The organism is Nereida sp., assembly GCF_965655635.1.
Taxonomy (GTDB): domain Bacteria; phylum Pseudomonadota; class Alphaproteobacteria; order Rhodobacterales; family Rhodobacteraceae; genus Nereida.
Genome location: NZ_CBFHHE010000038.1, coordinates 1 through 14,917 on the forward strand (window position 1 = coordinate 1; position 14,917 = coordinate 14,917).

13 protein-coding genes, 1 tRNA gene and 1 pseudogene are annotated in these 14,917 nt (G+C 52.3%); 10 read left to right on the top strand and 5 right to left on the bottom strand.

Annotated elements, in window-relative coordinates; all coding sequences use genetic code 11:
• Positions 1-249: 249 nt before the first annotated feature.
• The 5 genes from ACTF5M_RS10035 to ACTF5M_RS10055 all read right to left on the bottom strand — a co-directional run bounded on the left by ACTF5M_RS10035 (position 250) and on the right by ACTF5M_RS10055 (position 6,814).
• Positions 250-2,547: a BspA family leucine-rich repeat surface protein gene (locus tag ACTF5M_RS10035; protein ID WP_438960866.1), complete on the bottom strand. Its 2,298-nt coding sequence runs from the start codon at positions 2,545-2,547 to the stop codon at positions 250-252.
• A gap of 544 nt (positions 2,548-3,091) precedes the next feature.
• Positions 3,092-3,168, bottom strand: a tRNA-Arg gene (locus ACTF5M_RS10040).
• 62 nt (positions 3,169-3,230) lie between these two features.
• Positions 3,231-4,631 (bottom strand): sensor histidine kinase, encoded by a 1,401-nt coding sequence (locus tag ACTF5M_RS10045; protein ID WP_438960867.1) that lies wholly within the window; start codon positions 4,629-4,631, stop codon positions 3,231-3,233.
• Between the two features lie 30 nt (positions 4,632-4,661).
• Positions 4,662-6,080 carry a dihydrolipoyl dehydrogenase family protein gene (locus ACTF5M_RS10050; protein WP_438960868.1) on the bottom strand — a complete coding sequence of 473 codons (1,419 nt, stop codon included), beginning with the start codon at positions 6,078-6,080 and terminating at the stop codon, positions 4,662-4,664.
• A 2-nt stretch (positions 6,081-6,082) separates the two neighbouring features.
• Positions 6,083-6,814, bottom strand: a complete 732-nt coding sequence (locus ACTF5M_RS10055) for a TVP38/TMEM64 family protein (RefSeq protein WP_438960869.1) — start codon at positions 6,812-6,814, stop codon at positions 6,083-6,085.
• Between the two features lie 279 nt (positions 6,815-7,093).
• On the opposite strand from ACTF5M_RS10055, the gene rpmH reads away from it, so the two are divergent.
• The 10 genes and pseudogenes from rpmH to ACTF5M_RS10105 all read left to right on the top strand — a co-directional run.
• Positions 7,094-7,228 carry a 50S ribosomal protein L34 gene (gene rpmH / locus ACTF5M_RS10060; RefSeq protein ID WP_048599009.1) on the top strand — a complete coding sequence of 45 codons (135 nt, stop codon included), beginning with the start codon at positions 7,094-7,096 and terminating at the stop codon, positions 7,226-7,228.
• Positions 7,229-7,245: 17 nt separating this feature from the next.
• Positions 7,246-7,650: a ribonuclease P protein component gene (gene rnpA / locus ACTF5M_RS10065; RefSeq protein ID WP_438960870.1), complete on the top strand. Its 405-nt coding sequence runs from the start codon at positions 7,246-7,248 to the stop codon at positions 7,648-7,650.
• Positions 7,647-7,898, top strand: a complete 252-nt coding sequence (gene yidD / locus ACTF5M_RS10070; RefSeq protein ID WP_438960871.1) for a membrane protein insertion efficiency factor YidD — start codon at positions 7,647-7,649, stop codon at positions 7,896-7,898. Before rnpA ends, yidD begins: the two co-directional genes overlap by 4 nt.
• Positions 7,898-8,782: a tRNA 2-thiocytidine(32) synthetase TtcA gene (ttcA, locus tag ACTF5M_RS10075; protein ID WP_438960872.1), complete on the top strand. Its 885-nt coding sequence runs from the start codon at positions 7,898-7,900 to the stop codon at positions 8,780-8,782. Before yidD ends, ttcA begins: the two co-directional genes overlap by 1 nt.
• A gap of 144 nt (positions 8,783-8,926) precedes the next feature.
• Positions 8,927-10,351 (top strand): putative bifunctional diguanylate cyclase/phosphodiesterase, encoded by a 1,425-nt coding sequence (locus tag ACTF5M_RS10080; RefSeq protein WP_438960873.1) that lies wholly within the window; start codon positions 8,927-8,929, stop codon positions 10,349-10,351.
• A gap of 121 nt (positions 10,352-10,472) precedes the next feature.
• Entirely contained in the window at positions 10,473-12,275 is a 1,803-nt protein-coding gene (gene yidC / locus ACTF5M_RS10085; RefSeq protein WP_438960874.1) for a membrane protein insertase YidC, read from the top strand.
• Positions 12,275-13,015 carry an MOSC domain-containing protein gene (locus ACTF5M_RS10090; protein ID WP_438960875.1) on the top strand — a complete coding sequence of 247 codons (741 nt, stop codon included), beginning with the start codon at positions 12,275-12,277 and terminating at the stop codon, positions 13,013-13,015. The genes yidC and ACTF5M_RS10090 overlap by 1 nt, the downstream gene beginning before the upstream one ends.
• A gap of 1 nt (position 13,016) precedes the next feature.
• Positions 13,017-13,667 (top strand): ribosome biogenesis GTP-binding protein YihA/YsxC, encoded by a 651-nt coding sequence (yihA, locus tag ACTF5M_RS10095; protein ID WP_048599014.1) that lies wholly within the window; start codon positions 13,017-13,019, stop codon positions 13,665-13,667.
• A 58-nt stretch (positions 13,668-13,725) separates the two neighbouring features.
• Positions 13,726-14,589: an acetylglutamate kinase gene (gene argB / locus ACTF5M_RS10100; protein ID WP_438960876.1), complete on the top strand. Its 864-nt coding sequence runs from the start codon at positions 13,726-13,728 to the stop codon at positions 14,587-14,589.
• 54 nt (positions 14,590-14,643) lie between these two features.
• Positions 14,644-14,917: pseudogene (locus ACTF5M_RS10105) on the top strand (sterol desaturase family protein); the annotation flags it as partial.

Consider the following 14,917-nt stretch of genomic DNA (forward strand, 5'->3'; position numbering starts at 1 on the left):
CCCACAAATGCAATTTTTCTATTTGTCCTTTTTGAGAGGCTATTCGTTATGGAACTCCATGATATGGGAACCTATCCCATGTCCGACCCTTGTCCGCAGCCCATCTAGACGGACAGACACGGACATCCCCCTAAAAGGGTGTCCAGTTGTCCGGTGGGGGAGATTAATCAAATTAATCAGCGAGGACCGTTCTCCACCCTCTCCTAGAACTTTCGCTCTACCGTATTGCTTGCTTTTGTCCGAGGATAATCAGAACTTGTGTTCAACACTGAAGACAAAGCTGGACCGTGTGCCACTGTTAATGCGATCCAGTAGGATGCGCATGTCAGCTGAACTCAGTGCATCTTCTGATGTGCTGCTGAAGCCAAGCTCACCACCTGTGCCACAGTCAGACGTTTTGGTGGTGCTTTTGATCTGCTCACAAATCAAACGCGGGGCATAAGTGAACTGCATGTTGGTATCTGCCACAAAGTCAGCGCTAATTGGTATGATCACTTCTGGGCGGAACGTGAGGTTGGCAATTGAGACTGTGCCCGCATCTAAGCTCAGAGCATCATCTGTCAGACCGTAAGCACGTCCTGTGAACCCAACGTTCCCCAGCCATGTCTTGCCAAAGCTCAGTGCAAGCTCAGGCTGAAAGTCATAGCCCTTTTGGCTGTAGACACCTGTGATTGCCCCGCCCAGTGTTGCTGTTTGTGTGGTGTACTCACTTTCCAGAGCCAAGGTGTCATTGGCCATCTCAAGGTCATTGCGACCTGCTCCTACACTTGCAGAGCCGTCAAAGTAGACCTGCTCGGACAGCTCATGCACAACATAGCCCCCAGCAGTGACACCAATACGGTCCTGATCGCCTTCAAAGCTGCCACCGATGTTGCTGGTCGCCAGTTCACCACCAATGAAGTAGCCCAGCATAGTTTGCTCAGATGTCATATGTTCCCAAGCCATGCGGCCTGTCAGCGTCGCAGTGGTGCTGTCAGTGTCATTGTCATGCTGCACATCAAAGTCACCAAAGAACAAACGGCGATATGTGCCCTCTTCATTGCCAACTTGCTGGAAGAAGTTGCCGGATGTGTTCAACCCGCTCTCAGACAGGGTGAAGTTGCCACCAATGTCAAAAGGGATCAAAGCCCGTGTGACGTCTTCTTCACGCGCTTGGGCTTGGCTGAACTCAATAAAGCGTTCTCGAGCGCTTTGCGCTAAACGGCGGTTAGCAGCTACTGAACTACGCAGGCTGCGTGATGCATCACCAACTAGCGTATTACGGATCTCTGCTTCATGTGCAGCAAACTCTGAAGCTGGTGTGGACGCAGGAGCTTCAACTGTAATCGTGACCGTATCCGCTGAGCTGTTGACGATGCCGTCATTAACCACGAGCGAGAACACCAGCACAGCATCTGCATCGCCAACGTTGAGTGAAGGCGCTGTGAATGTGGGTTGCTGAGCAGTAGCGCTGGATAGCGTCACAGTTGCGCCCGAGGTTTGCGTCCACGCATAGGTTAACGTGTCACCGCTGTCAGCATCAGATGATCCAGACCCATCCAGCGTCACAGCTGCAGCAGAAGCGACTGTTTGATCAGAGCCTGCATTGGCAACGGGGGCTGAATTTGCTGGTGCAGCCGTTTCGAAGTTCAACGTCGTCGAACCCGTAATGCCTGCATAGCTGTTGCTGGCTGCATCATCAAAAGCAGTCGAGGCGATCTCAACATAGTACGCAGTCGAACTTGCCAAGTCAGCTGTGGGGTTAATCGTAATCGTTGTGGTCCCAGAGCCTGTGACAGCTGAAGTGACGTCAAACGTCTCAATCGTCGAACCGTCCGACACCTTTTTGAGAACGATGCTACCTGTCTCTGCATCAACAACTTCGCTGAACGTCAGAACAATGTTGGCATCGACGGCAACGCCAGTCGCATTGTCGCTAGGCGTTGACGAACTAACCGTCGGCGCAGTGCTGTCAGAAAAAAACGAGCTGGTCGGCCAGTCGGGAGCGGAAAAATTTGCATTCATTGCAGTAGCATTCATGAACATACCCTGAAAGGTAGTTGCGCTGGATACGTTCCAACCCAAAATGTCTTGATTGAAGTCCGTTGCACTTTCGAAAGTGGCAAAAAAACTAGTGACACTGGACACATCCCAACCACTGATGTCCTGATTAAAGTCGTAACTAAAAACAAACGTACGTACCATTGAGGTAACGCTACTTGTATTCCAACCGCCAATGTCTTGATTGAAAACATATGTTTGCCGAAACATATTGTCCATATTTGTGACTTTAGACACATCCCAATCACCGATGTCTTGATTGAAAGAATTGGGATGGAAATAAAATAACCCCGACATATCTGTTATCTCAGATACGTCACAGCCAGTTATATCATCGCCCCTCTTTGCAGCTTCTGTAAGAGCCGCAGTATCAGCATTTGTTAATTGACGATCTGTATCTACTTCTGAAGGCGTAGTCGCACTAAGATTGCAAGTACGCGCAACCTGAGACCACGCTACCTGTGGGACCAGCGCTAACAAAAGTGCAAAGGTTAGGTGAAACTTCATTTTTGATCTTTCAGCCTTCAGGATCAAAAACGTGTTAATCTGACAAATACTAAAAGGCTACAGCAAAATTTTTAGGAGTTATCTAGTCAAAACTTTAAATGATCCACGGATAGTTGCGCTACCACAAGGCTTCATTCGCGTTCTCATCTCTGCGCTTGCCGTCTAAAGCGCGACCACCCACCAGAACACATTTGCGCGTGTGCGGGCGCGCGTGACATAAGTGGCGAACTCGATCAATGATTAAACAAAAGTAGAACTCAAAGGGTGGATAATTGAGTGTGTAAAAATATCCATAAATCCGTTAAATTATTGATAATAATATATATTTTATGATGAAATGGTGCCCCACACGGACTCGAACCGCGGACCTACTGACTGCTAGCAACGCGCGGTTGTCGAATTATTCATATATCCAGCACATCCAAAGGCCCCAGCTACGCGCGCGGGAGCGGATCTCTTAATTATTTTTAGGGGACACAATTAGGGACAGAAATATACCGTATAAAATATATCGTATTATTAACATCTACTTAAGGGATTTTGGTGGCGGACCGAGGAGGATTCGAACCCCCGACCCCTTGATTCGTAGTCAAGTACTCTATCCAGCTGAGCTATCGGTCCACTGGCGCCGAACTACCGTCGCTCAGCGCTCGTTGCAAGCCCTAAAAATGAGGTTTTCTAAATTACTCTGCTGCCGCTGCCAAAGTGAGATCAGATTTTGGCAATTGGATAAGAAAACACGTTCCTTCTGGTCCAGAAGTCTCAAGCGACAGCTCCCCTCCGTGCCCCCGAATAAGTTCAAGGCTTATGATTAGACCCAATCCAGTACCGCCTTTGCGCGCGTTCCCCTCAAACGCCTTAAAAAGATTCTCTTGCGCTTTGGGCGGCAGGCCAGGCCCCGTATCTTTAATGCGGATCGTCCATTCGTTGGGGGTTTCATCGGCGCAGATTATAATCTGAGCGGGTTTGCCCGTTGCAACAATCGCCTGCCGCGCATTTCGCACCAAGTTTCCAATGACGCGGTAAAGCTGTTCTGCATCCGCGCGGATCATCATGCCCGCGGGCGTGTCATCAACCAAATCAAGTGCAAAATCCCCCACGGCCAATTGCTCGCTGGCGATGACGTCTCCCACAACATCGGCCAGTGCAAAGCGATTCAAACTGGGGGCGGCGTCCTCCGCCCGTCCAAACGCAAGGGTCGCTTCGCATAGGTTAACCGCGCGCGTGATTGAGTTGACCAACTTAGGGGCAAGACGCGCAACAGTTGGGTCCTCTGACATTTCAATGCGGTCCGTGAACAGCTGCGCCGAAGTCAAGATATTACGTAGGTCATGACTGATTTTACTAACCGCGCCACCAAGTTGTGCAAGGCGGTCTTTTTGCTTCAAAAGATGCGTCAGTTGTTCTTCAAGTGTAGCCAACGCCTCTTCAGCTTCACGAAGCTCGGTTATTGAGGCCGTCGGCTTGATCACTTTGCGCGCATCCTCTGGCGCACTTTGATAGTCTTTCATAGCCGAGACAAAGTTGTTGATTGGGCGAACAAGCCCCCACTGAACCGCAACAAACAAAAGCCCCGCAGTAACAACGGAAATAAGCAGCGACAGGCGCAAAATGTTCAGCCCATAAGACACCATCGCGTCGCGCAAACTCGCTGTGCCAAGCGTTACCTCAATCAACGTACCCGCATCATTAACCGGATTTCCGATGATCCGGATCACGCGTGGCTCTGGGTCCACAAAACGGTGCAGCGCATCACCAATCAACACCCACGCAGATGGGCTACGCAGGTCAAACGTCTCATGAATAGGGCTGGGAATGGTTGTCGAAAGCGCAAGGCGGCGCACTTGGTCACGGCGCAGCACAACATTATAAATGCCCGCGTTGCGCAGCAATTCTTCTTCGGCCTCGACGCTGATCATATCATTTTCAAGAGTGGCAAGCGACGCAATCTGCGCACGCTCCAGACGCGCCAATAGATAATCCTCTCTGAACCGCGCAATCGACGGGACAAAGATCAGCACTTCCGCCAGCATCACAAAAATTATGGTCAGGAGCAAAAAGCGTCCAGAGAGAGATTTAATCATACATCCTCCGCCCCACGGGCCGATATTGGCCTAGGGTATCACACGCTGCACAAACCGCACCACACGTTTCACCGTAGCACTATCGAACAACTTGGGGCTAAAGTATTGGCCAGCCGCGCGTTTGTTGATTTCGGCAATTGTGGGATAAGGCAAAACTGTGTTGGCAATGGCAGACATCTTGAGGCCATTGGCAATTGCCATGGCCCACATACCAACCAATTCACCCGCATGGGCACCCGCAATAGAGGCCCCGACAGGCTTGCCTTTCACGACCATCACTTTGATGAGACCTCTGGTTTTCCGCTCAGCAATGGCGCGGTCATTCTCGTGATACGGAAAGCGCACAACCGTCAGCTTATCGCCGTGTACATCACGGGCCTGCGCCTCGGTTTGGCCAACTTGCGCAAGTTCGGGGTCTGTGTACGTAGCCCACGGAATGTGGTGCGTACTGGCCTTTGCAGGCAAGCCAAGAACTAGACTGCGCACCAAAACGCCTGCGTGATAGCCAGCCATATGTGTAAATTGTAACCCACCAGCAACATCACCAGCAGCATAAACGCGGCGGTTTGTGCTTTTGAGATTGGCGTCCACTTTGATGCCAGTGTGATCATACTCAACACCTGCCGCATCCAGATTAAGTTTGTCGATATTCACTTTGCGACCAACAGCCACAAGAATATGAGAGCCGGTAAAATCACCCTTAGGCGTGTGTGCGGTAATGTTGCCATTTGCGCCGCTGATTTTTTCGGCTTGGGCTTGCTCAATGATTTCCACACCTTCTGAGCGTAAATTATCAAGAACGACAGCAGCCATTTCAGGGTCATCTTTGCCCATGGCTTTGGCACCTTCGATAACTGTAACTTTACATCCCAGTCGGCGGTGCGCCTGCGCCATTTCCATCCCGATCGGCCCACCACCAATAACAATCAGATGCTCTGGCTGGCCTTGCAGATCGAAGATCGTCTCATTGGTAAAGTAAGGCACATCATCAATGCCGGGGATTGGCGGCACAAACGGGCCTGATCCGGTTGCAACCACAACGCGCCGCGCTGTTATAACCGTATCACCAGCCTGTACTTCGGTCGGTGAAATGAATTTGCCGTATTCACGGATAACACGCACACCAACCCCCTCGAACCGCTCTTGGCTATCAACGGGCGCTATCGTGTCGATTACGCTGCGCACATGATGCTTTGCAGCAGCATAGTCCACTTCAGGCACAACAGGTGTCACCCCAAAAGCCGCACCTGCCCCCATGGCGTGGGCATGTTTGCCGGCCGCAATCAAAGCCTTGGACGGCACACAGCCAAAGTTTAGGCAATCGCCCCCCATAAGATGGCCCTCAAGCAACGTAACATCCGCGCCCATTTGACTGGCACCATAAGCAAGTGAAAGCCCACCGGAGCCGCCACCAATAATCAAAATGTCCGTCTTTAATCGCGTACTCATAGTCACAGTCCTTGCTTGCCACGAACGGCTTTGATCAGAATTGGCAATGCCGCCAGAACACAAAGGCCAATAATGGGGCCAATGATTTGCGGCTCAAAGATAATGCCAAGATTGGGTGTTTCGCCGCGCTCAAAAACCGTGCCCAAGCCAGCTCCAACAGAGGTATAAACCACAGAGCCTGGAATGATCCCGAAGAATGTAGAAATCATGAAGCGCCGCAGCGGCACTTCCAAAAACGAGGGCACAAGATTAGCCACGAAAAACGGTACCGCCGGTACAAGGCGTATCAGAAAAAGCATCGACCATTGGTTTTCATCGATGCCATCTTTGATTTTCTTGACCATCCCATCACTTGCCTCAAGCTTTGCACCCAGTTTTTCCCCAAAGCCCCATCTTGCAGCCATAAAGATTGCCGTGGCACCCAACGTTGCGGCGGTCATGTTGAAAAGCGCGCCAGGGAAAGTCGCAAACAAGAAACCACCGGTCAGGGTGGCGATCGTAGCCCCCGGAAGACTAAACGCGACGATCAAAGTGTAGACGACAATGAAGCCAAGCACCGTGCCCATGTAATTGCTATCACGAAATGCCAGAAGCGCCTCGCGGTTGTCAGCCAACGCTTGGAACGTAAGGTAATCTTTCAAGGTGAATGCACCCGCAACGGCAACGGTGCCGATCAGTAGAATAGGAAGCATGCGGCCAATGCCGGTTTTGTCAGTTTCAGTAGTATCAGTCATGTGTCAGGGCTTCTTTGCATAATTTATTGCGTTGGGCCCTGAATGGCGGGTATTGGCAAAATACCCTAGGCGCAAAGCATGATTGTCACGCGCCATTGATGGGAAACGGACAAATGTTACAGTTTTGCGTGGTCTTGTGTGGGGTTACAGGAATAATTGCAACAAAACACGCGTGATCTGAATTGACAGCTCAGCTGACCCGCTCTACAGACAGGCTTCTAATTCAAACGGCCTTCGAATCTATTCAATAGGTTTGGGCCAGATTCTGAGGACTGCGATATGAAACGCACCTACCAACCATCGAACCTTGTTCGCAAACGCCGCCACGGCTTCCGTTCGCGCATGGCCACCAAAGCTGGCCGTAAGATCCTGAACGCACGTCGTGCGCGCGGCCGCAAGTCGCTGAGCGCGTAAAGTACGCGCGGCGCCAAATGGCATCGCATACCACATTTGACAAAGTCGCCTCGGACGTTCCGCAGGCGACTTTTTCTCATTCAGGAAAACCGTTAGAGGTTCTGCGCAAACGGGCTGATTTTCTAGCAGCAGCACGCGCCAAACGACAAGGCACAACCGGCGTTCACCTGCAGGCCCGCCCGCGTGGTGACGACGGCCCAGCGCGCGTTGGTTTCACCTGCTCCAAAAAAGTCGGCAATGCAGTAGCCCGCAACCGCGCCAAGCGCCGGTTGCGCGAAATTGCACGACTAATTCTACCCAGCGAGGGGCGCACAGGCTGGGACTATGTGCTGATTGGCCGCGCCGAAATTACCGCGACCCGCGATTTCAATGACCTAGGCGCTGACCTTCAATACGCGCTAAAGCGGGTTCATGACCAATGAGCCCCCTCGCCTTCGTACTAGCCCTGCCAATCCGCGCGTACCGTCTTATTTTTAGCCCTTGGGTCGGGTTCAACTGCCGTTATCAACCAACTTGTAGCGCTTACGCCCTTGAAGCACTGCAAACACACGGCGGCTTGAAAGGCGGCTGGCTTACCATACGGCGGATCGGACGTTGCCATCCGCTTGGACGTGACGGCTATGATCCCGTCCCCAAGCCAGCCAACCAAAAAGATGAAACGGATCAGTAATGACCGACGCTTCGCCAGCTCTCGATGTGCCCAACGACATTCACCCGCTTTTCAATGCTGCCCCCAAAACGACCGAATTCAAAAAACTTCGCAAGCGGATCATCCGACAAACCCGCGAGGCAATTGACCAATACGGCATGGTTGATCCGCGTGAACCCAAACAGAAATGGTTAGTATGTTTGTCGGGTGGCAAAGACAGCTACACTCTGCTTGCTGCACTCTATGAGTTGCAATGGCGCGAGTTGCTTCCTGTCGATCTGCTCGCGTGCAACCTAGATCAGGGCCAACCCAACTTCCCCGCGACCGTGTTGCCAAAGTTCCTGCAGGAAATGCAGGTTCCCCACCGTATCGAGTACAAAGACACCTACTCAATCGTTATGGATAAAATTCCACATGGTCGAACGTTTTGCTCACTCTGTTCACGCCTAAGGCGTGGAAATCTTTACCGCATTGCCCGTGAAGAAGGATGCTCAGCGGTTATCTTGGGACACCACCGCGATGACATTCTTGAAACCTTCCTGATGAACCTGTTTCACGGCGGCAGACTTTCAGCGATGCCGCCGAAGTTACTTAACGAGGACGGGGATTTATTCGTTTACCGCCCTCTTGCTCATGTCGCTGAAGCGGATTGCGAGGCTTTTGCCAAAGCTCTCAACTACCCGATCATTCCATGTGATTTATGCGGAAGCCAAGACGGCCTTCAACGCCAACAGATTAAACAAATGCTCGACATCTGGGAGACCAACAGCCCCGGGCGACGCCAAACCATGTTCCGAGCGCTAGCCAACATAAATCCAGCTCATATGCTGGACACAAATCTCTTTGATTTCTTAGGGCTAAACAGCGATCAGCCACAATTTTCATCAAACTCTTCAGATAATTAAGCCTCACGTTAAGCAATCACGAAGATTCTGTGTCGTATCCAATCGCTAAAGTAACGGTGGAGCAGCGACAGAATGGGCTATTGGGCGAACATACGCGAGATTTTGCGGCATAGCTGCGTTGCGCTCAGCCCACTTCTGCCATTGATGGGGCAACTTCTTGGGGAAGCCAAAGGCCTGTGGATCGGAACTGCGCTTGCTTGTGCTGTGATTATTGCAGCGTTGCTTCGCAAACAGCGCCTAGCTCTCTCGCCTCCTCCCCGAACAGCGCAAAGTCTTAATTCAGCACTTGAACGTGCGATTTCCGAACGCGCACTAACCCACAAAAATAGCCTATGTTTGGCACTACAGCTTGATGATCTAACCACCATTAAAGATATCCACGGTGTTGCTGGCGCGGAAACTATCTGTGCGCAAGCAATGGCTAACATTGCGGGCGTTCTTCGCGATGCTGACACCGTGCAAGCGTCTGACGATGGTCCCATCATTGTCGTAATTGGCTCAGACCCAAGGCTTGATCTCGAAGCGGCGCTCCAAATCGCCAACCGCCTTCAGACCGCAATTGCCCAGCCCTATTTGGTCGATAATGCTACTGTTTTGTGTTCGGCCTCAATCGGCTTTGCTTTGCTGTCGCGCGTTTCGACACAAACCCCACAGGCATATCAATCCGCCGCCATTACCGCGCTTATGGATGCTAAGCGCCAAGGTCCCAGCGCAGTACGCGCGTATTCTCCAGAGCTTACGATACCAACCAAACATCAAACTTCGCAGAATGCGCAAGTTTTTGATGCTCTTGAAAGCGGTGCAATTACTGCGTGGTTTCAACCGCAAGTGCGTATCACAACAGGCGAAATATCTGGATTTGAAGCGCTTGCCCGATGGCATCACCCAAACAGTGGTCTCATACCGCCGTCGGATTTCCTGCCAACTCTCGAAAACGCGGGGTTAATGGAACGACTGAACGAGCGAATGCTGCGCGCGAGCTTTTGCGCACTCAAGGATTGGGACAAACAGGGGTTCAGCATCCCACATGTTTCGGTGAACTTTGCGAGTGATGATTTACGCAACCCGAAGCTTGTAGAACGGATCGAATGGGAGCTTGATCGCCAAGACCTAAGCGCAGATCGGCTTTGCGTTGAGGTGCTTGAGACGGTTATGGCTGGTAACGGTGATGACATCATCCACCGCAACCTTGCGCGCCTGTCAGACATTGGCTGTTTGCTTGATTTAGATGATTTCGGCACAGGCCACGCTTCAATCGCTGCTATTCGAAGATTTGGAATTGATCGGCTGAAAATGGACCGATCGTTCATTACCAAAGTTGATAGCGAGTCAGCGCAAAGTAAAATGGTCCGAGCAATTATATCCATGGCAAATGAGCTCGGCATTGAGGCACTGGCTGAAGGTGTCGAAACCCTTAGCGAGCATGCCAAACTGGCCCAGATAGGTTGCCATCATGTTCAGGGCTTCGCGCTAGCAAAGCCGATGCCCTTGGAGGAAACGCATGCATGGATTCGCGCTCACAAGACCAAAGTAACAAACGTACAGTCGCTGACACAGCGGTTTGCCTAAAACGGTGCGTATCAAACTTGTCTTATTGTCGCTCAAAGGTTCGAAAAAGCCCTTTCCCCTTGACGTTTGGCCCTCATAAAGGTTCAACCGCCACACTAGATTTAGAGACTGGCGGGCGACAATGGACGAGCAAAATAGAAATCTAATCTTGGCAAGTGTACTGTGCCTTGCGGTTATTATCATTTGGCCTTTTCTCGTGCCACCACCCGCCGAGGCACCGCAGTCCGCAGTGACATCCCAAGAGACCAGCACCATCGCACCTGCGGCAGCCCCCGTTACTGCGCAACAGCGAACAGCACCAGAGGAATTAGCCGAAGGGCGCACAGACGCTCCACGCATCGCGATTGATACCAAAGAACTGTCCGGCAGCATTTCATTGCAAGGCGGCCGTATCGACGACCTGGCTCTGAAATCATATCAGATATCTCTCGACGAAGGTGCCAGCATCGTGCGGCTGTTCCGCGGCACCGATGAACCCGAAGCGTTCTACGCTGATTTTGGTTGGGCTCCCGGCGGCGCTTTGGGTTTTGAGGATGTCCCCACGGCAACAACGATCTGGAACGCCGACGCGAGCGCGACACTCACGGAGAATACTCCCGTGACCCTTAGCTGGGATAACGGCAAGGGCCTTGTCTTCACCCGCGTCATTTCAATCGATGAAAACTTTATGTTCAACGTCGAACAGTCCGCGACAAACACAGCAGATGCCGCCGCGCGCCTCGCCCCTTACAGCGCGCTTATGCGGCATGGAATTCCCACGGCGCTGAAGAACTTCTTCATCATCCACGAAGGCGCCATGCGCCAAACGGGTGAGGAACTGTCCGAGTATAACTACGACGACATCTCCGACTTTGACCGTGATGACCGCTGGGGCGCGACCGCTGATGTTGCGCAAATCCAACAAAACGGCTGGCTTGGCTTCACCGATCACTACTGGATGTCGATGCTTATTCCCGAAAGCGCGCAGCCATTTACGGGCGTTTTGCAATACAACGAAGCGCGCAACACCTTCCGGTCCGAAGTACGCCTGCCAACTGTAGACCTCGCCGCGGGCGAAACCATTTCCGTCAGCACTCAGCTCTTTGCCGGTGCGAAAGAATGGGAGACAATCCGCAACTATGAAAATGACGGCGGCATCTACAACTTCCTCGACAGCATTGATTGGGGTTGGTTCTTTTTCCTGACCAAGCCGATCTTTGCGGTACTGCACTGGCTCAACGCCGTGATCGGGAATATGGGCTGGTCCATCATCGCCCTGACGCTTTTGATCAAAGCAATTTTACTACCGCTCGCCTATAAATCATACGTATCCATGGCCCGCATGAAAGAACTTCAACCAGAGATGGAGAAGCTGAAAGAAGCGGCAGGTGATGACCGCGAGAAAATGCAAAAGGGCATGATCGAGCTCTACAAGAAGAACAAGGTCAACCCTGCCTCGGGTTGTTTACCCATCTTGATGCAAATCCCGATCTTCTTCTCACTCTACAAAGTGATTTTCGTTACAATCGAATTGCGTCACGCAGAATGGGTAGGTTGGATTCGCGATCTTTCGGCACCGGACCCCTCCTCCATCCTGAACTTATTCGGCCTGCTGCCATACGCAACACCTGAGCCAACAAGCATCTTTTACATCCTGTCGCTCGGCGTATTACCCATCATTTTGGGCATCTCAATGTGGCTACAACAAAAACTGAACCCGGCGCCCACAGACGCGACCCAGGCGATGATTTTTGCATGGATGCCATGGGTCTTCATGTTCATGCTTGGCAGCTTTGCCAGCGGGTTGGTCATCTACTGGATTGCCAACAACACGATCACATTCAGCCAACAGTACCTGATCATGCGCAGTCAGGGCATCAAGCCGGATGTCTTCGGCAACATCAAAAAAGGCTTCAGCCGTAAGTCGAAAACGGAAGAAACCTAATGCTTCGGATCGCGGCCCTTTGGCGGCACCCCATCAAGGGCCACGGTCACGAAGCGCTCAGCGCGTCTGATTTCATCGCAGGCCAGACGATGCCGTGGGACCGTAAGTGGGCAGTAGCCCATGAAGCGGCCAAGACTGATGGCAGTGCATGGGCAAGTTGCGCAAACTTCAGCCGCGGTGGCAAAGCACCACAGCTGATGGCTATACGCGCAGTTACTGACACGGACACTGGCATCGTCACCCTATCGCACCCAGATGCTGAAACGCTTAGCTTTGATCCGGATGGCGACACAGCGGAATTTTTGGGGTGGTGTAAAAACTTGATGCCGCAAGACCGCGCCCAATCGGTGAAGGTCGTACGGGCAGACGTAGGCATGACCGATACGCCCTATACATCGATCTCCCTTCTGAACACGGCCAGCCTGGCCGAGCTAAGCGAGAGAATTGGTGCAGACATGGCCCAAACCCGCTTTCGCGGTAACATCTGGGTCGACGGCGCAGAACCATGGGACGAATTCAGTTGGGTCGGCAAAGAAATTCGTATCGGCACGGCCGAGTTCGAAGTGGTTGAATCAATCACCAGATGCTTGGCCACGCACGCCAATCCACAAACAGGCGAGCGCGATGCGGATGTGCTCAACACCTTAACGCAGAATTGGGGCCACAAAGATTTTGGCATCTATTTGCGCGCAACCAAATCTGGCCACGCGTCAGTGCAAGACAAAATTGAGTTTCTCTGAAATGGACATGCAATTCACACTGGCCGAAGAGCCAACTCCACAAGAAGTCGAAGCTGCACGGGTATTTTTCGCCGGTGAGACCGATTTTTTGAAAGGTGTCGTCGCGATGGACGGCATGCCAATGGCCGACCGCATGGAAGTCTGTTTTGCAGGCCGATCGAATGTTGGTAAATCCAGCTTGATCAACGCGCTTACGGGACGCAAAGGTTTAGCACGCGCATCGAACACCCCGGGCCGCACCCAAGAGATCAACTTCTTTACGCTTACCGAAAGCCACTACCTTGTGGATTTGCCCGGTTACGGCTTTGCAAACGCACCAATCCCCATCGTTGAAAAGTGGCAGCGCTTGCTCAAGGCTTACCTTTCGGGCCGTGCAAGTCTTCGCAGGGCGTTTGTTTTGATTGATGCGCGCCACGGGGTGAAACCCGTCGATGAAGAAATCATGACCCTACTCGATAAATCGGCTGTAACTTTTCAATGCGTTCTGACCAAAACCGACAAGGTAAAGGGCGGCGCAAAGGACAAGATGCTGGAGCAGGTCAAATCGAAACTGGCCAAGCATCCCGCGTCCTACCCAGAGATCATCATGACCAGCTCGGAAAAAGGTGACGGCATCGCCACTCTGCGGCACATCATTCACACCCTCACCTAATCTTACCTTGGCAGGCATCACGTTCCCCAGTACGAACAAGCGCCAAGAGGACACCGACATGAAAAAGCAGAACGCCATGAAAAGCGATTGGATCGCCACCGCCAGCACCCTCAGCAAAGCACTGCCCTACTTGCAACGCTATGATGATGCGATTGTGGTGATCAAATTTGGTGGCCACGCCATGGGCAGCGATGAGGCTATGGAAAGCTTTGCGCGCGATATCGTGTTGCTGCGGCAAGTCGGTGTGAACCCGGTGATCGTTCATGGTGGTGGACCAATGATCAACGAAATGCTCGATAAGCTGAGCATTCAGTCGGACTTTGTGAACGGCAAACGCGTTACGGACCAAGCCACAGTTGAAGTGGTCGAGATGGTATTGTCGGGCCGTGTAAACAAGAAAATTGTCCAAGCGATCAACGCCCAAGGCGGCAAGGCAGTCGGCCTGTCAGGTAAAGACGCGGGGCTGATCACCTGCACACAAACAAACCCTGATCTGGGCTTTGTCGGAACGCCGTCAGAGATCGATACAAGCGTACTGCACACCCTTTTTGAGGCCGGGACAATTCCCGTAATCGCTCCTCTTGGGGCCGGCGCTAACGGTGAAACATTCAACATCAACGGTGACACAGCCGCAGGTGCAATCGCCGCGGCGCTTAAGGCGGACCGCTTGTTATTGCTCACGGATGTGGCGGGCGTGAAAGACGCAAACGGCGAGATCGTGACTGACATCACCGCAGATCAAATCCGGGAACTTACCAACGAAGGCGTGATCGCCGGCGGTATGATCCCGAAAACCGAGACCGCTCTTGCAGCAATCGAAGGTGGCGTGCGCGCGGTGGTAATCTTGGACGGACGTGCACCAAATGCGTGCTTGCTCGAACTGTTTACAGACCACGGTGCCGGTTCAATCATTCGCCACTAGCGCTTCACACAGTCGTGGCTTGTCACGCCCCATTCACTAAGGCACCTTTGCTGTATGGAAAATGAAGCACTCATTCGTCTAACGATCTTTATTGGGTTGTTCGTGATTTTCGCGAGCTTCGAGGCATGGGCACCTCGGCGCAAACGTGTCCAATCACAGCCAAGGCGCTGGCTGACGAATTGGGGCATCACCCTGCTCGATACCCTGACGTTGCGCGCGCTTTCTGTCGTCCTGCCCCTACTTGCCGTGGGCGCCGCGTTCGATGCAGAGCGCTTAGGCTGGGGGCTTTTCAATCAGGTCAGCTTACCTTTTGCAGTTGAGTTAATCC